Raw genomic sequence first — 19,628 nt, 5'->3', positions numbered from 1 at the left:
CGTCCGCCGTGCGGGGTCAGCCGGCGGTGCGGAGCTGCTCCTCCGTCATCCCGCGCCGCCAGTACCCGACGAAGGTGACGCGCCGCCGGTCCACCCCGCACTCGGCGACGAAGTACCGCCGCACCGCCTTGACCTGGCCGGACTCGCCGGCGAGCCAGACGTACGGCCGCTCGGCGTCCGTGAGTCCGGCGGCCCGCACCGCGTCGACGACCGTGGTGGTGGCGGGCGTGCCCGGGCGGCCGGTGGCGCCGCGCCGCACCAGCCAGGTGATCTCCGCGTCGGCGCGCGTGCGCACGTCCTGGGCGTCCCCGGCGTGCGGGACCTCCAGCCAGGCCCGCACGCGGCTGCCGGCGGGCAGGGACTCGAGGATCGCGGTCGCCGCGGGCACGGCGGTCTCGTCCCCGCACAGCACGACGAGGTCGGTGTCGGCGGGCGGACGGAAGCGGATCGCGCGGTTGTCCGCCAGAGCCGGGCCGAGCAGCAGCACCCGGTCCCCGGCGGCGGCGCGCGAGGCCCAGCGCGAGGCCGGCCCGGCGGGGGTCGCCGCACCCGGTCCGACGCCGTGCAGCGCGAAGTCGATGTCGATCTCGGCCGTCTGCCCGAGCGCGTCCCGCCGCAGGGCCCGCAGCGTGTACGAGCGCATCACCGCCCGGACGTCGTCGGGGAGTTCGCGCCAGCCCTGCCACCAGTTGTCGCCCAGCTCCAACGGCACGACCGGCTCGGCCTGGCCCGGGTGCGGCAGGAACAGCGACAGGGACTGGTCCCGGCCGTGCGAGTGGAAGGCGTCGAGGTCCGGCCCGGCGAAGGTCACCCGGACCAGGGACGGGCCGAGCCGCCCCGTCCGTACGACCTGGAGGGCGAAGAAACGGAACGGGGCGGCCACGGCCGTGGTCATGGGGGCTCCTGTCGGAGATGCGGGGGGAGGTGGCGCGCCGGGCAGGCGTCAGGCGACCTTCCGGGCCTTCTCCAGCGCCTCGGCCAGCCCGGTGAGCAGCGGCACGCACTTGTCGTAGGAGAGGATCGGCTCCGGGGAGCGGGAGATGACCTGGCCGGCCTTGACCGCGGGGAGCTTCTTCCAGGTGGCCTTGGTGACGTCGGCCGGCTGGATGGCCGAGGTGCGGTCGTCCATCATGATGATGTCGGCGCGGTACTTGTCGACGTTCTCCCAGCTCAGCGACTCGTACCAGCCGCCGCCCTTGGCCTTGGCGCTCGCCGGCGGCTCCACGAAGTTCACTCCGAGGGACTTGAAGTACTCCAGGTCGACGGAGAGGTCGGTACCGGAGACGTAGAAGAGCTGGTCGCTCGCGCTGGCGGCCATCACCCTGATGCCGGGCTTGGCCCTGGCGGCGGCGCGCAGCCGGGCGGCGGCGTCCTCGAACCGCTTCTTCGCGGCGGTGATCCGGGCGGCCTTCAGGTCCGCGCCCAGCGATCCGGCCAGCTCCCACATCCGCCGGAGCGGCTCGGTGAGGCGGCGGTCGTAGACGGAGATGCCGACGCCGGGCGCCAGTTGGGCGATCTTCTTCTTCGACTCGTCGGGGACGTACCACAGGGTGCCGGCGTCGTCGAACATCGTGCTGATGAGCACGTCCGGCGCCAGGGCGGCGTACTTCTCGATGCTGAACTGGCCCCAGGCGTTGCCGAGGACGGTCACCTTGCTGACGTCCATGTCGCCGGCCTGGACGTCGGGCTTGCCGTCGCTGGTCGTCGTCGGGCCGAAGACGCCCTTGACCTGGACGCCGTAGTCGTACAGCGCGGCGGCGACGCCGGTGAAGGCGACGATGTTCGCCGGGACCTCGTCCAGCTTCACGGTCGTGCCGCGGTCGTCCTTGAAGGACCAGGGGCCCGACCCGCCGGCCGCCTCGCCCTTGCCGGAGCCGGTGTCCTTCCCCTTGTCGTCCCCGCAGGCGGCGAGCGCGGCACCGAGTCCAAGGGCGCCGCCCGCGGCGAGCAGGCCGCGGCGAGTGAGGTGGGTGGCACGGGCATGGGGCATGGGTATGACTGCTTTCGAACGGGGCGGGGCGCCCGCCGGACAAGTTCGAAGTTAGGTTAGCCTAACCTCGGTCGATGTCCAGCGGGCGGTGGTCCAGCACCCCGGCCGCGCTACCGCCCGCGCCGTGGCCGCAGTTGACCCGGCGGCGGGCCCCCCTCAGCCCACCAGGCCCAGTTCGCGGGCGATCAGCATGCGCTGGACCTCGCTCGTGCCCTCGCCGATCTCCAGGATCTTGGAGTCGCGCCACATGCGGGCCACCGGGTACTCGTTCATGAAGCCGTAGCCGCCGTGGATCTGGGTGGCGTCCCGGGCGTTGTCCACGGCGACCGTGGAGGAGTGCAGCTTGGCCAGCGCCGCCTCCTTCTTGAACGGCTCGCCCGCCACCAGCCGCGAGGCCGCGTCCCGCCAGGCCAGCCGGGCGGTGTACGCCTTCATCTCCATGTCCGCGATCTTGAACTGGATCGCCTGGTTGGCGCCGATCGGCCGGCCGAAGGCGTGCCGCTCCCCGGCGTACTTCACCGACTCGTCGACACAGCCCTGCGCCAGCCCGGTCGCGAGCGCCGCGATCGCGATGCGGCCCTCGTCCAGGATGCGCAGGAACTGGGCGTAGCCGCGGCCCTCCTCGCCGAGCAGGTTGGCGGCCGGCACCCGGACGTCCTGGAAGGACAGCTCGCGGGTGTCGGAGGCGTTCCAACCGACCTTCGAGTACGGCGCCGCCACCGTGAAACCGGGCGTGCCCGCGGGGACGATGATCGACGAGATCCGCGGCCGGCCGTCCGGCTTGCGGCCGGTGACCGCGGTGACCGTCACCAGGCCGGTGATGTCCGTGCCCGAGTTGGTGATGAAGCACTTCGTGCCGTTGATGACCCACTCGTCCGTGTCCGCGTCCAGCCGGGCCGTCGTACGGGTCGCCCCGGCGTCACTGCCGCCGTCCGGCTCGGTCAGCCCGAACGCGCCCAGGATCTCGCCCGCGCACAGCCGGGGCAGCCACTCGCGCTTCTGCTCCTCGGTGCCGTACAGGTGCAGCGGCATCGCACCCAGCGACACCCCCGCCTCCAGGGTGATGGCCACCGACGAGTCGACGCGGGCCAGTTCCTCCAGGGCGATGCCGAGCGCGAGGTAGTCGCCGCCCATGCCGCCGTACTCCTCCGGGAAGGGCAGCCCGAACAGGCCCATGCGGCCCATCTCGCGGACGATCTCGTAGGGGAACTCGTGCCGCTCGTAGAAGTCGCCGATCTTCGGCGCCACCACGTCGTGCGCGAACTGCTCCACCGTGCGGCGCAGTTCCTCCAGCTCGGGGCTGAGACGGTGGTCCATGCTGATCACTGGTCCTTGTGGGAGAGAGCGCGGACGGTACGGGACGGGCTGGGCCGGCCCAGCTGTTCGGCCATCCACACGCTGGTGGCGGTGAGACGGCCCAGATCGACGCCGGTGTCGATGCCGAGCCCGTGCAGCATCCAGACGAGGTCCTCGGTGGCGAGGTTGCCGGTGGCGGACCTGGCGTACGGGCAGCCGCCGAGGCCGCCCGCGGAGGCGTCGACCGTGGTGACGCCGTGGCGCAGGGCGGCCAGGGTGTTGGCGAGCGCCTGGCCGTACGTGTCGTGGAAGTGCACACCGAGCGCGGACGTGGGCACGCCCCGCTCGTTCAGCAGGGCGAGCAGGGCCCCGACCTGGCCCGGGGTGGCCACCCCGATGGTGTCGCCGAGGCTCAGCTCGTCACAGCCCATGTCCCTGAGGGCCGTGCAGACCCGGGCCACCCGGTGCGCCGGCACCGCGCCCTCCCAGGGGTCGCCGAAGCACATGGACACGTAACCGCGCACGTGCGCGCCGGCGTCCTTCGCCTCGCGCACCACCGGCTCGAATTCGGCCAGCGACTCGTCCACGGTGCGGTTGAGGTTGGCCTTGGCGAAGGACTCCGTGGCGCTGGCGAACACCGCGACCCGGCGGGCACCGAGCGCCAGCGCGCGCTCCAGGCCGCGCCGGTTGGGCACCAGGACGGGCAGGTCAACCCCGGGCAGGCCGCTCACCCGCGGGTACAGCTCCTCGGCGTCCGCGAGCTGGGGCACCCACTTGGGGTGCACGAAGCTCGTCGCCTCGATCGTCGTCAAGCCCGCGCCGGCCAGCCGGTCGATGAACTCCGCCTTGACGGCCGTCGGTACGGCCGTCTTCTCGTTCTGGAGGCCGTCGCGCGCGCCGACCTCGTGGATGCGCACCCGGGTGGGCAGCTCCGGGTCCGCGACGACCATGGGCAGGGGCTCGGCGGTCACCGTGCCACCTCCGCTTCCTCGTCCTTCGGCGCGATGACGGCCAGCACCTGGTCCATGGCGACCGTCGCGCCGGGGGAGACGTCCAGCTCGGCGACCGTGCCGGCGTGCGGGGCGGAGATGACGTGCTCCATCTTCATCGCCTCGACGACCAGCAGGCTCTGACCGGCGCTCACCTCGTCGCCGACGGCCACCTTGACCACGGTCACCGTGCCGGGCATGGGCGCGGTCAGCGAGTCGGCGCCCGCGTGTCCGGCGCGGGTCAGGGAGGCGGCCACCGGGTCGTGGTCGCGCACGTGCCAGGCGTCGCCGTCCCGGCCGATCCAGTCACCGGCCCGGCGGAAGGTGTGCCGGACGCCGTCCAGGGTGACGGTCACCCGGTCCCCGGCGACGGTGTGGGTGCCGCGCGGGGTGTGGGTCACCGGGTCGGCCACCCGCAGCGGGAACGCGGCCGGTCTCGGGGTGCCGCCGAGCCGCCAGCCGCTCGGCACGGAGAACGGGTCCACCCAGCCCCCCGCGCGCGGCCGGAGCGCCTCCAGGCGGACGGCGGCCGCCGCCTCGTACACCTCCTCCGGGACGTCCGTGGACACCAGGTCGTCCACGACCCGTTCCACCAGGCCGGTGTCCAGCTCACCGGCGACGACCGCCGGGTGGGCCAGCAGTCGGCGCAGGAACCCCGCGTTGGTCTGCACGCCCAGCGTGACCGTCTCCGCGAGGGCCGCGCGGAGCCTGCGCAGCGCCGTCTCGCGGTCGGGGCCGTAGGCGATCACCTTGGACAGCATCGGGTCGTACAGGCTGCCCACCTCGGTGCCCTCGCTGAGCCCGGAGTCGGTGCGGACGCCGTCGCCGCCGGGCTCGTCCAGCAGCAGCACCGTGCCGCCGGAGGGCAGGAAGCCGCGCGCGGGGTCCTCCGCGCAGATGCGGGCCTCCACCGCGTGCCCGGTCAGCCGCACGTCCTGCTGCGCGAAGCCCAGCCGCTCACCGGCCGCCACTCGCAGCTGCCACTCCACCAGGTCCAGCCCGGTGACGAGTTCGGTGACCGGGTGCTCCACCTGGAGGCGGGTGTTCATCTCCATGAAGTAGTACGAGTCCGGGTCCGAGCCGGGGACGATGAACTCCACCGTGCCCGCGCCCCGGTACCCGCACGAGCGGGCCGCCTGCACGGCCGCCTCGCCCATCGCGGACCGGGTCCGCTCGTCGAGGAGCACGCTGGGCGCCTCCTCGATGATCTTCTGGTGGCGCCGCTGGAGGGAGCACTCCCGCTCGCCGAGGTGGACCACGTTGCCGTGGCCGTCGGCCAGCACCTGGATCTCGATGTGCCGGGGCCGGTCGACCCAGCGCTCCACCAGCAGGGTGTCGTCCCCGAAGGAGGCGCGGGCCTCGCGGCGGGCGGCGGCGATCTCCTCGGCCAGCGCGGCCACGTCCCGCACCAGGCGCATGCCCTTGCCGCCGCCACCGGCCGACGGCTTGAGCAGCACGGGGGCGCCGATCTCGCGGGCGGCGGCGGCCAGTTCGGCGTCGGACAGCCCGCTGCCGCTCGACCCGGGCACCACCGGCACCCCGGCGGCCCGCACCGTCTCCTTGGCGCGGATCTTGTCGCCCATGAGGGCGATCGCGTCGGCGGGCGGGCCGATGAAGACCAGGCCCGCCTCCTCGCAGGCCCGGGCGAAGCCCGCGTTCTCCGCGAGGAAGCCGTAGCCCGGGTGGACGGCCTGGGCGCCGGTGCGGGCGGCGGCCTCCAGCAGCCGCTCCACCGACAGGTAGCTCTCCGCGGCCGGCGCCGGGCCGATCCGCACCGCCGTGTCGGCCTCCCGCACGTGGCGCGCGTCGGCGTCCGCGTCGGAGAAGACCGCCACCGAGCGCACGCCCAGCGAGCGCAGCGTACGGATCACGCGTACGGCGATCTCGCCCCGGTTGGCGACCAGCACTGTGTCGAACACGGTTCCCCTCCTCACATCCGGAAGACGCCGAACTGGGGATCTCCCAGCGGCGCGTTGGCGCAGGCCGTCAGGGCGAGCCCGAGGACCTGACGGGTGTCCAGCGGGTCGATGACACCGTCGTCCCAGAGCCGGGCGGTGGCGTAGTAGGCGTTGCCCTGGCGCTCGTACTGCGCGCGGATCGGCGCCCGGAAGGACTCCTCGTCCTCGGCGGCCCAGTCCTCACCGCGCGCCGCCAGCTGGTCGCGCTTGACGGTGGCGAGGACGCTGGCGGCCTGCTCGCCGCCCATGACGGAGATCTTGGCGTTGGGCCACATCCACAGGAAGCGGGGGGAGTAGGCCCGGCCGCACATCGAGTAGTTGCCCGCGCCGTACGAGCCGCCGACGACCACGGTCAGCTTCGGCACGCGCGTGCAGGCCACCGCCGTCACCATCTTGGCGCCGTGCTTGGCGATGCCGCCCGCCTCGTAGTCCTTGCCGACCATGAAGCCGGAGATGTTCTGGAGGAAGACCAGCGGGATGCCGCGCTGGTCGCACAGTTCGATGAAGTGGGCGCCCTTCTGGGCGGACTCGGAGAACAGGATGCCGTTGTTGGCGACGATCCCCACCGGGTGGCCGTGGATCCGGGCGAAGCCGGTGACCAGGGTCTGCCCGAACTCGCTCTTGAACTCGGCGAACCGGGAGCCGTCGACCACCCGCGCGATGATCTCGCGGACGTCGTAGGGGGTGCGGGAGTCGACCGGGACGGCGCCGTAGAGGCCGTACGGGTCCACCTTCGGCTCGGCGGCGGCCGTCACCTCCCAGGGCGGCGACTGCCCGGCGGGCAGGGTGGCGACGATGTTCCGGACGATGCGGAGGGCGTGCGCGTCGTCCTCGGCGAGGTGGTCGGTGACGCCGGAGACACGGGAGTGCACCTCGCCGCCGCCCAGTTCCTCGGCCGTCACGACCTCGCCGGTGGCCGCCTTCACCAGCGGCGGGCCGCCCAGGAAGATCGTGCCCTGGCCGCGGACGATGACCGCCTCGTCGCTCATCGCCGGGACGTACGCGCCGCCGGCGGTGCAGGAGCCGAGGACGGCCGCGATCTGCGGGATACCCGCGCCCGACATCCGCGCCTGGTTGTAGAAGATCCGCCCGAAGTGGTCCCGGTCGGGGAAGACCTCGTCCTGCATCGGCAGGAAGGCGCCGCCGGAGTCGACCAGGTAGACGCAGGGCAGCCGGTTGTCGAGGGCCACCTCCTGGGCGCGCAGGTGCTTCTTCACCGTCATCGGGTAGTACGTGCCGCCCTTGACCGTGGCGTCGTTGGCCACGATCACGCACGCCCGGCCGGCGACCCGGCCGATGCCGGCGATCACGCCGGCCGCCGGGGCCTGCCCGTCGTAGAGCCCGTCGGCCGCCAGCGGGGCCAGCTCCAGGAAGGGCGAGCCCGGGTCGAGCAGCGTGTCCACCCGGTCCCTGGGCAGCAGCTTGCCGCGCGCGGTGTGCCGCGCCCGTGCCTTCTCGCCGCCGCCGAGCGCCGCCGCGGCCAGCTTGGCGCGCAGCTCCTCCACCAGCGCCCGGTGGCCCTCCTCGTTGGCCCGCCAGGCCTCCGACGCGGGGTCGGCCGCGCTCCGAAGCTCCGGTGCCTCCTGCATCCTGCGGTTCCCCTCACCCGGTGGTCGAACCTGTTAATGAGCGTTAACCATTTCCTTCAGGTTAACGACCGCTAACGTCGCTGTCTAGAATTGACGGCATGGTCACCAGAACCGACGCCTCGACCCGCCGGGAGCAGATCCTCAAGGAGGCCGCGCGGCTCTTCGCCGAGCGTGGCTTCCACGGTGTCGGGGTCGACGAGATAGGCGCCGCCGTCGGCATCAGCGGACCCGGCCTCTACCGGCACTTCCCGGGCAAGGACGCGATGCTCGCCGAGCTGCTCGTCGGCATCAGCGGCCAGCTGCTGACCGGCGCCAGGCGGCGGCTGGCGGAGGCCGACGGGGTGCCCGCGAGCCGGGTCCTCGACTCGCTCGTCGAGGGCCACATCGACTTCGCCCTGGACGACCGCCCGCTGATCACCCTGCACGACCGCGAGCTGGACCGGCTGCGCGACAGCGACCGCAAGCTGGTGCGCCAGCTCCAGCGGCAGTACGTGGAGCTGTGGGTCCAGGTGGTCCGCGAGGCCCATCCGGGGCTGACCGAGCCGTCCGCCCGCTCGGCCGTCCACTCGGTCTTCGGCCTGCTCAACTCCACCCCGCACCTGGGCCGCGCGGGCACGCTGCCCGGCCGGGGCGCGACGGCGGCCCTGCTGCACCGCATGGCGCGGGGGGCGTTCGCCGCGGCGGGCGGGGAGTGACCGGGCCCGCGTGACCGGCGCGCCGGCGGCCGCGTGACGAGCATTACGGCCGAACCCCTGGACGAGGTTTCCTACCGGCCGGTACGGTTGAGTGAGCAAGCGCTTAGCCATCGGGTGGTGACCCAGCCGGGGACGCCCGAGGCGAGCAGCCAGGTACGCGAGAGCGGCGCCGGACCAGGCGCGAAGAAGGGCGGTGGCGGCGTGCGCCGTACGGTGTTCAACGAGGATCACGAGGCGTTCCGGGAGACCCTTCGTGCCTTCATCGAGGCCGAGGTCGTCCCGGTGTACGACGAGTGGTTCGCCGCCGGCCAGGCGCCGCGCGACTTCTACCACAAGCTCGGCGAGCTGGGCATCTTCGGCATCAACGTGCCCGAGGAGTTCGGCGGCGCGGGTCTGGACAGCCACAAGTTCGAGGCCGTCCTCTACGAGGAGACCGCGCGCGCGGGCGTCCAGTTCGGCGGCTCCGGCGTGCACGTGCTGCTCGCCCTGCCCTACATCAAGATGCTCGCCACCGACGAGCAGAAGAAGCGCTACCTGCCGAAGTTCGTCACCGGCGAGGAGATGTGGGCCATCGCGATGACGGAGCCGGGCACCGGTTCCGACCTCGCGGGCATGAAGTCCACCGCCAAGCTCTCCGAGGACGGCACGCACTACGTCCTCAACGGCGCCAAGACCTTCATCACCGGCGGCGTGCACGCCGACCGGGTGATCGTCTGCGCCCGTACCGCCGCGCCCACCGCGGAGGACCGCCGCCACGGCATCTCCCTGTTCGCCGTGGACACCAAGTCCGAGGGCTACTCCGTCGGCCGCAAGCTCGACAAGCTCGGCCTGAAGACCTCCGACACCGCCGAGCTGGCCTTCGTCGACGTGAAGGTGCCGGTCGAGGACCTCCTCGGCGAGGAGAACAAGGGCTTCTACTACCTCGGCCACAACCTGGCCTCCGAGCGCTGGGGCATCGCCTTCGGCGCCTACGCCCAGGCCAAGGCCGCCGTCCGGTTCGCCAAGCAGTACGTGCAGGAGCGCACCGTCTTCGGCAAGCCGGTCGCCCACTTCCAGAACACCAAGTTCGAGCTGGCCGCCTGCCAGGCCGAGGTCGACGCCGCCGAGGCCGTCGCCGACCGCGCCACGGAGGCCCTGGACGCCGGGGAGCTGACCCCCGCCGAGGCCGCCTCCGCCAAGCTGTTCTGCACCGAGGTCGCCCACCGCGTGATCGACCGCTGCCTCCAGCTGCACGGCGGCTACGGCTACATGAACGAGTACCCGATCGCCCGCCTGTACGCGGACAACCGGGTCAACCGCATCTACGGCGGCACCAGCGAGATCATGAAGACGATCATCGCGAAGGACATGGGTCTGTAAGGTCCCGGCGCCCGCCGGCCCGTACGACCGAATCCCATGAGTCAGGCACTCCAGGACCTCCTCGATCTGCTCGACCTCGAGCAGATCGAGGAGGACATCTTCCGCGGCCGGTCCCGCTCCGCCGTAGTCCCTCGGGTCTTCGGCGGGCAGGTCGCGGCCCAGGCGTTGGTCGCCGCCGGGCGCACGGTCCCCGCCGACCGGCCCGCCCACTCCCTGCACGCGTACTTCCTGCGCCCCGGCGATCCCGGCGCGCCCATCGTCTACACCGTGGACCGCATCCGCGACGGCCGGTCCTTCACCACCCGCCGGGTGGTCGCCGTCCAGCACGGCAAGCCGATCTTCCACCTGTCGGCCTCCTTCCAGGTGCACGAGGACGGCCTGGAGCACCAGGCGGCCATGCCGCCCGCGCCCGACCCGGCGACCCTGCCCACCTCCCAGGAGCGGCTGCGCCGCTACGACCACCTCGCGCCCGAGGTGGTGGAGCGCTTCCTGGAGGCCCGCGAGGCGATCGACCTCAGATACGTGGACGAGCCGCCGTACGGCAGGTACGGCGAACCGCGCGACCCGCACTCCCAGGTGTGGTTCCGCACCAACGGCAAGCTGGGCGACGACCCGCTCCTGCACGTCGTGCTCGCCACCTACGTCTCCGACATGACCCTGCTCGACTCCGTGCTGCTCGCGCACGGCCGCGGCGGCTGGGCCGTCGGCGACGTCGTCGGGGCGTCCCTGGACCACGCGATGTGGTTCCACCGGCCCTTCCGCGCCGACGAGTGGCTGCTGTACGACCAGGAGTCGCCGTCCGCCCACGGCGGCCGCGGCCTCGGCCAGGCCCGCATCCACACCCAGGACGGGCGGCTCGCCGTCACGGTCATCCAGGAGGGCGTCGTCCGCGTCCCGCGCTGAGCAGGCCCGGGCCGCACACGGCGAGGCGGGCGGGAACCCCGGTCCGGGGAACCCGCCCGTCCCCTTGTGTCGTGGGGGACTGGCACGACTCCGCGGCGGGGACCGCCGGTCCGCACACCGGATGACGCGACATATGTTGCCCAAGGTGACGTACGACGCATGCGGGACTAGGCTCTATGAGTGAAAGCCGCAGTGAACGGCATGCTCGGCCGGCGAGGTGTGGGTGCGTCCCGTACCTCAGCCGCGGCACCCGAAGGCGCCACGACGCACGGGTGGGCGCAGGCGCCGGCGAAGCGTCGTGCCGCTCATGACGCAGCGGTGACATCCGAAGACCGCGCCGCCACTTCCCCTTCGTCATGACGGCGCCGGCCATCCACCTCGTGACGCTCCCCGCGGGGAGCCGCGAGAGACGATGGGAACGGAAGGTATCTCCTATGCGATCACTACGCACGAGGCGTCTCGTCGCGACGTCGGCGGCCGGTCTGCTGCTGGCCGGCGGAGCCGCAATCGCCGGGGCGGGCACCGCGTCGGCGTCGTCGGACCACCACGACAGTGGCAGCTACAGCCGTCACTTCGACAACGACAACCGGGGCCACGACAACTGGGGCAACAACAACTGGGGCCACAACAACTGGGGCCACAACAACCGGGACCACGACAACAACTGGTGGAACAACGACGACTACGGCGGTCGGCGTCACCACAACGACAATGACGACTACGGCTATGGCTACGGCTACGGCCACGGCGACCATGACAACGGCTACGGCGGTGACCACGGCAACGGCTACGGCGGTGACCACGGCGATGGCGGTCATGGCAACGGCTACGGCGGTGACCACGGCAATGGCGGTCACGGCAACCGCTGACTGACCCTGTCCGACCCGCGCGGCGTGCGGCTTCCGGTTCTCGGCCGGACCGCACGCCGCGGCACGTCGGCACATGAGCACCTCAGGCCTGAAGTCCCGCCTGGGTCAGCAGATAAGCCGTCATCGGGTCGTAGTGGCGGGGGCTGACCACGTGGTCGTCCAGCGGTACGGCGACCTGGAGCGTCCCCTCGGCCTCGGCGAGGAACAGCGCCGGGTCGTTGCAGTCGGCGTACCCGACGGCGTCCAGCCCGCGCTGTGCCGCGAACCCGGCCCAGCCGTGGTCGGCGACCACCAGGTCCGGCATCGCGCGCCCCTCCCGGTCGAGTCCGGTGAGGATCGCCCGCATCGGCTCCCCGGAGTGCGTGTGCCACAGCGTCGCCCCGTGCTCCAGCACCGCCACGTCGGCGAACTGCATGACGTATCCCTCGTCCGTCCGCAGCCCCTCCGGGATGACGACGATCTCGCAGCCGGCGGCCCGCAGCGCGGCGGCGGTGGCCCGGTGCACGTCCAGCAGGCCGCCCGGGTGCCCGGTCGCGAACAACACCCGCTGGCGCCCCTCGGCAGCCTTGCGCAGCCGCCCCGCCATGCGCTCCAGCGCGTCCACGGTCAGCTCGGGGTCGATGGTGTCCTGCCCGTACCGGTACTCCGGGTCGTCGTTGACGCCCACCCGCTCGGCCATCACCGCGAGCACGTCCTGCTCGTCCGTCCAGCGGTCGCCCAGCTCCAGACCGAACCAGAAACCGCGGACGCCGTTGGCGAGCTGGCGGTAGTGGGAGAGGTTGTTCTCACGGGGCGTGGCGACGTCCCCCGCGATACGGGTCCTCACCAGGTGGTCGACGAGCTGGGCGCGGCTGGGTGTCCCGGATATCGGCATGGCTCCCATTGTGGGGCAGCACCCCGCGCCCGTCCTCGCGTATCGCCCGCTGGGACGGGCGTCACGCCGCCGCGTCCGTCACTCCCGGCGCAGCGCGAACCACAGTTCCATCCGTACGTCCGGGTCGTCCAGGTCGGCCGCCAGCAGGGCCGCGCAGCGGGCGATCCGCTGCCGCACGGTGTTGCGGTGCACGCCCAGCGCCACCGCCGTACGGTCCCAACTGCCGTGCAGCGACAGCCAGCCGCGCAGGGTCTCGGCGAGCGCCGGCTGCCCGGCGAGCGGTGCGAGCAGCGTCCGGGCGTGCGCCCGCGCCTGGTCCGGGGGCACCAGATCGGTCAGGGCCGGGCGGGCGCCGTGCCGGACCAGGCGGGCCCGGGTGGCGCGGGCCCGGGCCAGGGCGTGCGCGGCCTGGGTGTCCGCGGCCGGCCAGTCGCCCGGGGGCACGGCGGCGCTGACCCCGAGCGTCCAGCCGGGCTGCGGCCGCGGTTCCCGGCCGGCCGGCACCAGGACGCGGACGACGTCCGGGCCGGCGTCGACCAACGGGGACCCGAGGGCGGCGCCGAGGGCGGAGGCGGAGACGGCGTCGTGCGGGCAGCCGCGTTCCGGCCCGGGCGGGGTCCGCGGGTCCGGGCGGGCGTGCACGACCAGCCATTCGCCGGCACCCAGCAGTGGCGCCACCTCCTCGGGCGGGGCGCCCAGCAGCAGCCGTACCAGCGCGGCGGACCGGGCGGCGCCGGTGCCGCTGCGGTGCTCACCGGTCAGCAGGGACAGCAGGACGGCGGCCACGGAGGCGATGGTGTGGTCGCCGGGCTCCCGGCGGGGCGTGGCCACCCCGAGCACGAACCCCTCACCGGAGCCGAGGGGGTAGACGGCGAGGTGGGCGGCGCCGAGGGTGCCGGTGGCGGAGGCGGGCAGCGGCCCGGGTGCACCGCCCGGCGTGCCGCCCGCCGGCGGTCTGACCACGCCGGTCAGTTCCGCCAGGGCCTCGGGCACGCCCCGCGCCGGCTCGCGGCCCGCCGCCGCGATCGCGGCGGCGTCGGGACCGTACAGAACGGCGTGCCCGCCCAGCCGCTGGGCCAGCCGGCGCAGCACCGACGGCACCGGGTCGGGACGCGAGGCAGCGGCGGCGAGGCTCTGCTGGGCCTCCGTGACCCGGCGCAGCTCGGCCAGCCGCGCCTGCGCCATCAGCTGCCACACCGCGCGGGCCACACCGGAGAAGGTGGTCTGCGGCGGGACCTCCAGCAGCGGAAGGCCGTGCCGGTCGCAGGCCGCCGCCAGGGCGCGGGGCACCGTGTCGTGCACCGGAGCCACGCCGAAGCCGAGGGCCGCGCCGCCCGCGGCCACGATCCGGGAGACGTAGGCGTCGAAGTACGCCTCCCGGTCCGCCGCCTCCGGGATGTGCACCCCGGCGGTCAGCAGCAGCTCGCCGCCCAGCAGGTAGGGGTACGGGTCGGCCATCTCCGAGGTGTGCGCCCAGTGGACGGCGGTGCCCGGGTCCGCGGGGCCCGCGATCTGCCGCAGGCCGAGGTCCTCCCGGGCCAGCAGGGCGGCGAGCGGCACGGGTGGGGTCGGCGGGACCGCCGGGGTGGTCGTCTCCGGCATGGTGTGCGTTTCCTCCATTCCGCTCCGCCCCTGTGGAGGAAACGTACTCTTCGCAGCCGCGTCCCGGCCACCTAGGGTCGACGGGGAACGGCAGCTCACCCCCTCGGGGCGCACCCCTTACGAACTCGCGTCCGAACCTGGCCCGGCTCACCAGTAGAGTCGTGGGAAAGCAGTACATGCGTGACGAAGCGCAGGAAAGAAGGCATTCGACCATGAGCAGCAACGAGACGCCCCGCGGCCCCGTGGACTCCTCCCGCGTCCCGCGCTACGCCGGCCCCGCCACCTTCGCCCGGCTGCCCCGCCTCGACGAGGTCGGCACCGCCGACGTCGCCGTCGTGGGCGTGCCGTTCGACTCCGGCGTCTCGTACCGGCCGGGCGCCCGCTTCGGCGGCAACGCCATCCGCGAGGCGTCCCGGCTGCTGCGCCCGTACAACCCGGCGCAGGACGCCTCCCCGTTCGCCCTCGCCCAGGTCGCGGACGGCGGTGACATCGCCGTCAACCCGTTCAACATCAACGAGGCCGTGGAGACCGTCGAGGCCGCCGCGGACGAGCTGCTCGGCACCGGCGCCCGCCTGATGACCCTCGGGGGCGACCACACCATCGCCCTGCCGCTGCTCCGCTCGGTCGCGAAGAAGCACGGCCCGGTCGCCCTGCTCCACTTCGACGCCCACCTCGACACGTGGGACACCTACTTCGGCGCCGAGTACACCCACGGCACCCCCTTCCGCCGCGCCGTCGAGGAGGGCATCCTCGACACCGAGGCCCTGTCCCACGTCGGCACCCGCGGCCCGCTCTACGGCAAGCAGGACCTCACCGACGACGAGAAGATGGGCTTCGGCATCGTCACCTCCGCCGACGTCTACCGCCGCGGCGCCGACGAGATCGCCGACCAGCTCCGCCAGCGCATCGGCGACCGCCCGCTGTACATCTCCATCGACATCGACTGCCTCGACCCGGCCCACGCGCCCGGCACCGGCACCCCGGAGGCGGGCGGCATGACCTCCCGCGAGCTGCTGGAGATCCTGCGCGGCCTGGCCTCCTGCAACCTGGTCTCGGCGGACGTCGTCGAGGTGGCGCCGGCGTACGACCACGCCGAGATCACCTCGGTCGCCGCCTCCCACACGGCGTACGAACTCACCACCATCATGAGCCGCCAGATCGCGGCGGCCCGGAAGGACGCGGCGGCCAAGTGACCCACGACCACGACCAGGTGCTCCGCCCGACGCCCGCCCAGACGCGGGCCGCGCTGGACCCGCCCGCCGGCCGCATCGGCGGGGACCTGGTCGTGGAGACGCTGGCCGGGCTCGGCGCGACCACCGTGTTCGGCCTGCCCGGCCAGCACGCCCTCGGCATGTTCGACGCGTTGGGCCGCTCCCGGCTCCACTACGTCGGCCTGCGGATGGAGAACAACGCGGGTTTCGCGGCGGACGCCTACGGCAGGATCACCGGCGAGGCGGCCCCGCTGCTGCTGTCGACCGGCCCGGGCGCCCTGACCTCGCTCGCCGCCCTCCAGGAGGCGGCCGCCGCCTCCGCCCCCGTCCTGGCGATCAGCAGCCAGATCCCGACGGCGGGCCTGGGCGGCGGCCGGCACGGTTACCTCCACGAACTCCCCGACCAGGCGGCCTCGTTCCGGGGTGTCGTCAAGTCGGTCCACACCGTCCGCACCCAGTCCCAGATCCCCTCCGCCGTCGCGGCGGCCTGGAAGTCGGCGCTCACGGTCCCGCACGGACCGGTGTGGGTGGAGATCCCGCAGGACGTGCTGCTCGCGGAGACGTCCCTGCCCGTGGTGACGGCGATGGACGCGACCCCCGAGGACCTCGCCCCGCGCCCCGAACTGACGGCGGTGGCCGCCGACCTGCTGTCGCACGCGGAGCGCCCGGTGATCGTCGCGGGCGGCGGGGTCGTACGGTCCGACGCGTCGGGCAAGCTGCGCCTGCTGGCCGAGAAGCTGGACGCGCCCGTGGTGACGACGTTCGGCGGCAAGGGCGCCTTCCCCTGGGAGCACCCGCTGTCCCTGCGCTCCTGGCTGGAGGACCGGCACACCACGGACTTCCTGGAGGACGCGGACGTGCTCCTCGTGGTCGGCTCCGGCCTCGGTGAACTCTCCTCGAACTACCACACGTTCAGGCCCCGCGGCCGAGTCATCCAGATCGAGGCGGACGCCGGCAAACTGGAGTCCAACCACCCGGCCCTGGGCATCCACGCCGACGCCCGCCCGGCCCTCCAGGCCCTGCTGGAGACGGTGCGGGAGCGGACGGACCCGTCGGCGCCGGGCCGGGTGCGGGACCTCCTCACGAGGGTCGCGGACCGTATCGCATCCCAGGAACTCACCCTGGAACAGGACGTGCTGGCCGCCGTCCGCGCCGCCCTGCCCGCCGACTCCCCGTCCTTCTGGGACATGACCGTCCTGGCCTACTGGGCCTGGTCCGCCTTCGACGCCCAGGGCCCCAACACCATGCACTCGGCCCAGGGTGCCGGCGGCCTCGGGTACGCCTTCCCGGCGGCGCTCGGCGCGGCGACCGCCGACCCGACCCGCCCGGTCCTGGCGGTGTCCGGCGACGGCGGCGCCCTGTACTCCGTCGCGGAACTGGCCACGGCCCGCCAGCACGACCTCCCGGTCACCTGGCTGATCGTCGACGACGGCGGCTACGGCATCCTGCGCGAGTACATGACGCAGGCCTTCGGCCGGACGACGGCGACGGACCTGACCGGCCCGGACTTCGTGACCCTCGCCGAGTCCTTCGGCGTCCCGGCCGTCCGCACGACCCCGGAAACCCTGGAGCGGGACCTGACGAAGGCCTTGGCGGCCCCCGGCCCGTCGGTGGTCGTACTCCCGGCGGTACTGAGGATGTTCGCCCCGACGCATCTGGGCTGACCGGCACCCGGCAACAGCAGCTCGGCCCGGACCGCCTGACCGATGCCGTGCCGACGCGGGCAGCAGCCCCAGCGCACGGCCAGGGCGCCGATGACGGCGAGGCCACGACCGTGCTCGTCGTCGTCAGCCGCCGTTCTCGCCGGCGGGCGGGTGCGGTCGGTGTCGGCGACCTCCACGCGGAGCCGACCAGTTCCGAGAGCAACAGCTCAGCGATGTCGGTGACTTCGCCGTCGATCTTCCACTCGGTCAGTGGGGTGCGCGGGAGGGCGCGGGCGCGTCGGGCGCTGCGCGGGCCGTGGGTATCCACCAGTTGGCCTCGGACATGCCGGAACCTTCGGGCGGTGGGCAGGCGTTGCCGTCCGACACGGGGCCCGGTGCCTACGGAGAACGACCTCATGGCTGAACACGGCGTCGCCCGGATGACGGCACGGAAGGCGCTGGGGGTTTCTCCAGGCGGAGGGCATCGCCGAGGCGCGCGAGGGGGCCGGGGTGTTCGCCCGGGATTTCAGGCCCGTGCGGCGCAGGGGGATCGAGCGGCTCGCCCGCGCGCAGTGGGGTGAGGGACGATCCGTCTGGTCCGCCGACATCGGGGACCGGGAGCTGGTGGTCGACTCGGTCGAGGTGACGGAGGAGCCGGCGCCGGCCGCCGTGGCTGCCGTGCTGGGACTCGGTGACGACGCGTCGGCCTGCGTGCGTCGGCGCCGCTTCGTGCTCGACGGTAAGCCGGTGCTCCTGTCCACGTCCTACCTCCCGGCTGCCCTCGTCGCCGGCACGCCGGTCATCCGGCCGGAGACGGGGCCGGGAGGCACGTACGCCAGGCTGGCCGAGCTGGGGCACGGCCCTGTCCGCTTCCGGGAGGAGATCCGGTCCCGGATGCCGGCGCGGGACGAGGCTGAGCGGCTGGCGCTGACCGTGGGAGTGCCCGTCGTACTGATCGCGCGGACCGCCTTCGACTCCGAAGGGCTGGCCGTCGAGGTCGACGAGATGGTGCTGGACTCGTCCGCCCACGTGCTGGAGTACGACTTCGAAGCCTGAGGCGCGGACGACCTCGGCTCCCTTCGGCAGGCCGGCCCCGTGTCGCCGGACCTTCGAACATCCGCCCCCAGAACTGGTGTACAACCGTCCGCCCCGCCGGTGAGTCTTCCTCGACAGCGCATGGGTGCGCTCGACGGCGTCGTGAAGGACGCCTGTTCGATGTTCGAGGGGGACTTTTTCCATGACTTACCGGATATCCGGCCGGGCCGGTGTGGTCGCGGCCGCCGCCGGTGCCGCGCTGCTGGTGTCGGCCGTCACCGCCGCCACCCCGGCCGCCGCCGCCACGCCCGCCGTCACCTGCACGTCCGCCAAGGCGGGGCTGGCCGACAAGCTGAAGAAGGACATCACGGCCGCGGTGGCGAACCGCAAGGGCACCGTCGCCGTGGGCCTGTACGAGCGCGGCACCAAGACCACCTGCACGCTGCGCGCCACCAGTGCCTACGACTCGGCCAGCAGCGTCAAGGTCACCGTGCTGGCCGCGCTGCTGTGGGACGCCAAGAAGCACAACCGGTACCTGACGACCACGGAGCAGTCGCTCGCCAAGGCGATGATCACGAAGTCGGACAACACCGCGACCAGCAAGCTGTGGAAGCAGCTCGGCACGACGAAGATCAAGGGCTTCCTGACTGCCGCCGGGATGACCAAGACCGTCCCGGGGTCGGGCGGATACTGGGGTCTGACCCAGGAGAACGTCACCGACGAGCAGAAGCTGCTCAAGCTGGTCACCGCCAAGAACAGCGTGCTGAGCGACAACTCCCGCTCCTACATCCTGAAGCTGATGGGCCAGGTCGTCTCCTCGCAGCGCTGGGGCACTCCCGCCGGTGCGCCGTCGTCCGTGGCCGTGCACGTCAAGAACGGCTGGCTCCAGCGCTCCACGCACGGTTGGCGGGTGCACAGCCTGGGCACCTTCAACGGCGCCGGCCACGACTACATGATCACCGTACTGACGCAGGACGACAGCACGATGGACTACGGCGTCACCACCATCCAGAACGTGTCCAGGGCCATCCACAAGGACCTGGTCCCGGCCACCTCCGGTGTCACCCGCTACACCCCGACCGGCCGGCCGAGCGAGGCGTTCGTCGCCGTACCGCCGCAGGGCTGAGGCACGGCCCGCCGGCCCCGGGAGGGTCGGCGGGCCGGGCCGGGCCGGGGCCTAGCCGGCCGGTACGGTCAGCGCCACCGTGTCGCCGCCCGTCACGGCGAACGTGCCGGACCTGCCGGCGGCGACCGTGTCGGCGTGGACGACCGCGCCCGCCGGGGTCCGCTCGGTCAGGGTCAGCGCCCGGTCGGTGAGGTTGGTGACCGCGAACTGGGTGGCTCCGGCCTGGACGCCGTCCGCCTGCTCGGTCATGCCCGGCAGGAACACGAAGGTCTGAAGCGTCACCAGGTTGCCCGTGCTGCCCTTCTGGACGATCAGCACGTCCCCGGTGGCCGCCGCCGCCGGGGTCTGCGCGGCCGCGACGGCGCCGAGCCCCGCCAGCAGTGCGAGGACGGCTCCCGTCACGGCGCGACGTCTGCCTCGTGTGGTCCCCATCGTCTTCCCCTCCCTGATCGTGCCGCGCCCCGGAGCGGGGCGGCGGCCGTGGCGCCG

General features: G+C 73.2%; 16 protein-coding genes and 1 pseudogene. 8 read left to right on the top strand and 9 right to left on the bottom strand.

Going from position 1 to position 19,628, the window contains the following annotated elements; all coding sequences use genetic code 11:
• Positions 1-16: 16 nt before the first annotated feature.
• The 6 genes from ACIQVT_RS34125 to ACIQVT_RS34100 form a co-directional block, all read right to left on the bottom strand.
• Positions 17-895: a siderophore-interacting protein gene (locus ACIQVT_RS34125; protein WP_403763425.1), complete on the bottom strand. Its 879-nt coding sequence runs from the start codon at positions 893-895 to the stop codon at positions 17-19.
• Between the two features lie 48 nt (positions 896-943).
• Positions 944-1,990 carry an ABC transporter substrate-binding protein gene (locus tag ACIQVT_RS34120; protein ID WP_403763422.1) on the bottom strand — a complete coding sequence of 349 codons (1,047 nt, stop codon included), beginning with the start codon at positions 1,988-1,990 and terminating at the stop codon, positions 944-946.
• A 156-nt stretch (positions 1,991-2,146) separates the two neighbouring features.
• On the bottom strand, positions 2,147-3,307 hold the full coding sequence (locus tag ACIQVT_RS34115) for an acyl-CoA dehydrogenase family protein (protein ID WP_403763419.1): 1,161 nt from the start codon (positions 3,305-3,307) through the stop codon (positions 2,147-2,149).
• A gap of 5 nt (positions 3,308-3,312) precedes the next feature.
• A complete protein-coding gene (locus ACIQVT_RS34110) occupies positions 3,313-4,236 on the bottom strand; it encodes a hydroxymethylglutaryl-CoA lyase (RefSeq protein ID WP_403763518.1) in 924 nt (307 codons plus the stop codon).
• Positions 4,237-4,253: 17 nt separating this feature from the next.
• The gene (locus ACIQVT_RS34105) at positions 4,254-6,194 is read right to left on the bottom strand and encodes an acetyl-CoA carboxylase biotin carboxylase subunit (protein ID WP_403763416.1); all 1,941 of its coding nucleotides are present in this window, start codon (positions 6,192-6,194) and stop codon (positions 4,254-4,256) included.
• An 11-nt stretch (positions 6,195-6,205) separates the two neighbouring features.
• Positions 6,206-7,822, bottom strand: a complete 1,617-nt coding sequence (locus tag ACIQVT_RS34100) for a carboxyl transferase domain-containing protein (protein ID WP_403763413.1) — start codon at positions 7,820-7,822, stop codon at positions 6,206-6,208.
• A gap of 98 nt (positions 7,823-7,920) precedes the next feature.
• Between ACIQVT_RS34100 and ACIQVT_RS34095 the strand changes: the two genes are divergently transcribed.
• The 4 genes from ACIQVT_RS34095 (at position 7,921) to ACIQVT_RS34080 (ending at position 11,648) form a co-directional block, all read left to right on the top strand.
• On the top strand, positions 7,921-8,517 hold the full coding sequence (locus tag ACIQVT_RS34095) for a TetR/AcrR family transcriptional regulator (RefSeq protein WP_403763410.1): 597 nt from the start codon (positions 7,921-7,923) through the stop codon (positions 8,515-8,517).
• A gap of 201 nt (positions 8,518-8,718) precedes the next feature.
• Entirely contained in the window at positions 8,719-9,876 is a 1,158-nt protein-coding gene (locus tag ACIQVT_RS34090; RefSeq protein WP_403763515.1) for an acyl-CoA dehydrogenase family protein, read from the top strand.
• 36 nt (positions 9,877-9,912) lie between these two features.
• Positions 9,913-10,779, top strand: coding sequence for an acyl-CoA thioesterase II (gene tesB, locus ACIQVT_RS34085; RefSeq protein ID WP_403763407.1), 867 nt, complete (start codon positions 9,913-9,915; stop codon positions 10,777-10,779).
• A gap of 434 nt (positions 10,780-11,213) precedes the next feature.
• Positions 11,214-11,648, top strand: coding sequence for a hypothetical protein (locus ACIQVT_RS34080; RefSeq protein ID WP_403763404.1), 435 nt, complete (start codon positions 11,214-11,216; stop codon positions 11,646-11,648).
• A gap of 82 nt (positions 11,649-11,730) precedes the next feature.
• Here the strand turns inward: ACIQVT_RS34080 and ACIQVT_RS34075 are convergent, their stop codons facing one another.
• Both ACIQVT_RS34075 and ACIQVT_RS34070 read right to left on the bottom strand, forming a co-directional pair.
• Positions 11,731-12,522, bottom strand: a complete 792-nt coding sequence (locus ACIQVT_RS34075; protein WP_403763401.1) for a phosphatase — start codon at positions 12,520-12,522, stop codon at positions 11,731-11,733.
• Between the two features lie 78 nt (positions 12,523-12,600).
• Complete coding sequence (locus ACIQVT_RS34070) at positions 12,601-14,124, bottom strand: PucR family transcriptional regulator ligand-binding domain-containing protein (RefSeq protein ID WP_403763398.1); 1,524 nt, start codon at positions 14,122-14,124, stop codon at positions 12,601-12,603.
• Positions 14,125-14,336: 212 nt separating this feature from the next.
• Between ACIQVT_RS34070 and speB the strand changes: the two genes are divergently transcribed.
• The 4 genes and pseudogenes from speB to ACIQVT_RS34050 all read left to right on the top strand — a co-directional run bounded on the left by speB (position 14,337) and on the right by ACIQVT_RS34050 (position 19,139).
• A complete protein-coding gene (speB, locus tag ACIQVT_RS34065; RefSeq protein ID WP_403763396.1) occupies positions 14,337-15,317 on the top strand; it encodes an agmatinase in 981 nt (326 codons plus the stop codon).
• Positions 15,314-16,999 carry a thiamine pyrophosphate-binding protein gene (locus tag ACIQVT_RS34060; protein WP_403763394.1) on the top strand — a complete coding sequence of 562 codons (1,686 nt, stop codon included), beginning with the start codon at positions 15,314-15,316 and terminating at the stop codon, positions 16,997-16,999. The genes speB and ACIQVT_RS34060 overlap by 4 nt, the downstream gene beginning before the upstream one ends.
• A gap of 374 nt (positions 17,000-17,373) precedes the next feature.
• A pseudogene (locus tag ACIQVT_RS34055) lies at positions 17,374-18,034 on the top strand (GntR family transcriptional regulator); the annotation flags it as partial.
• A 181-nt stretch (positions 18,035-18,215) separates the two neighbouring features.
• On the top strand, positions 18,216-19,139 hold the full coding sequence (locus ACIQVT_RS34050) for a serine hydrolase (RefSeq protein WP_403763391.1): 924 nt from the start codon (positions 18,216-18,218) through the stop codon (positions 19,137-19,139).
• A gap of 51 nt (positions 19,140-19,190) precedes the next feature.
• Here ACIQVT_RS34050 and ACIQVT_RS34045 read toward each other — a convergent pair whose 3' ends face one another.
• Positions 19,191-19,571, bottom strand: coding sequence for a hypothetical protein (locus ACIQVT_RS34045; protein ID WP_403763388.1), 381 nt, complete (start codon positions 19,569-19,571; stop codon positions 19,191-19,193).
• Positions 19,572-19,628: the final 57 nt, after the last annotated feature.

The organism is Streptomyces sp. NPDC100445 (assembly GCF_044759735.1).
In the GTDB taxonomy this organism is placed as follows: Bacteria; Actinomycetota; Actinomycetes; order Streptomycetales; family Streptomycetaceae; genus Streptomyces.
Note: the sequence above shows the minus strand (reverse complement) of the source record. Positions and strands in the feature narration are given on the sequence as shown.

Bases quoted from the DNA above. Each gene is read 5' to 3' on its own strand.
- ACIQVT_RS34125 (WP_403763425.1), bottom strand. From the start codon at position 895: ATGACCACGGCCGTGGCCGCCCCGTTCCGTTTCTTCGCCCTCCAGGTC.
- ACIQVT_RS34120 (WP_403763422.1), bottom strand. From the start codon at position 1,990: ATGCCCCATGCCCGTGCCACCCACCTCACTCGCCGCGGCCTGCTCGCC.
- ACIQVT_RS34115 (WP_403763419.1), bottom strand. From the start codon at position 3,307: ATGGACCACCGTCTCAGCCCCGAGCTGGAGGAACTGCGCCGCACGGTG.
- ACIQVT_RS34110 (WP_403763518.1), bottom strand. From the start codon at position 4,236: ATGGTCGTCGCGGACCCGGAGCTGCCCACCCGGGTGCGCATCCACGAG.
- ACIQVT_RS34100 (WP_403763413.1), bottom strand. From the start codon at position 7,822: ATGCAGGAGGCACCGGAGCTTCGGAGCGCGGCCGACCCCGCGTCGGAG.
- ACIQVT_RS34095 (WP_403763410.1), top strand. From the start codon at position 7,921: ATGGTCACCAGAACCGACGCCTCGACCCGCCGGGAGCAGATCCTCAAG.
- tesB (WP_403763407.1), top strand. From the start codon at position 9,913: ATGAGTCAGGCACTCCAGGACCTCCTCGATCTGCTCGACCTCGAGCAG.
- ACIQVT_RS34080 (WP_403763404.1), top strand. From the start codon at position 11,214: ATGCGATCACTACGCACGAGGCGTCTCGTCGCGACGTCGGCGGCCGGT.
- ACIQVT_RS34075 (WP_403763401.1), bottom strand. From the start codon at position 12,522: ATGCCGATATCCGGGACACCCAGCCGCGCCCAGCTCGTCGACCACCTG.
- ACIQVT_RS34070 (WP_403763398.1), bottom strand. From the start codon at position 14,124: ATGCCGGAGACGACCACCCCGGCGGTCCCGCCGACCCCACCCGTGCCG.
- speB (WP_403763396.1), top strand. From the start codon at position 14,337: ATGAGCAGCAACGAGACGCCCCGCGGCCCCGTGGACTCCTCCCGCGTC.
- ACIQVT_RS34050 (WP_403763391.1), top strand. From the start codon at position 18,216: ATGACTTACCGGATATCCGGCCGGGCCGGTGTGGTCGCGGCCGCCGCC.
- ACIQVT_RS34045 (WP_403763388.1), bottom strand. From the start codon at position 19,571: ATGGGGACCACACGAGGCAGACGTCGCGCCGTGACGGGAGCCGTCCTC.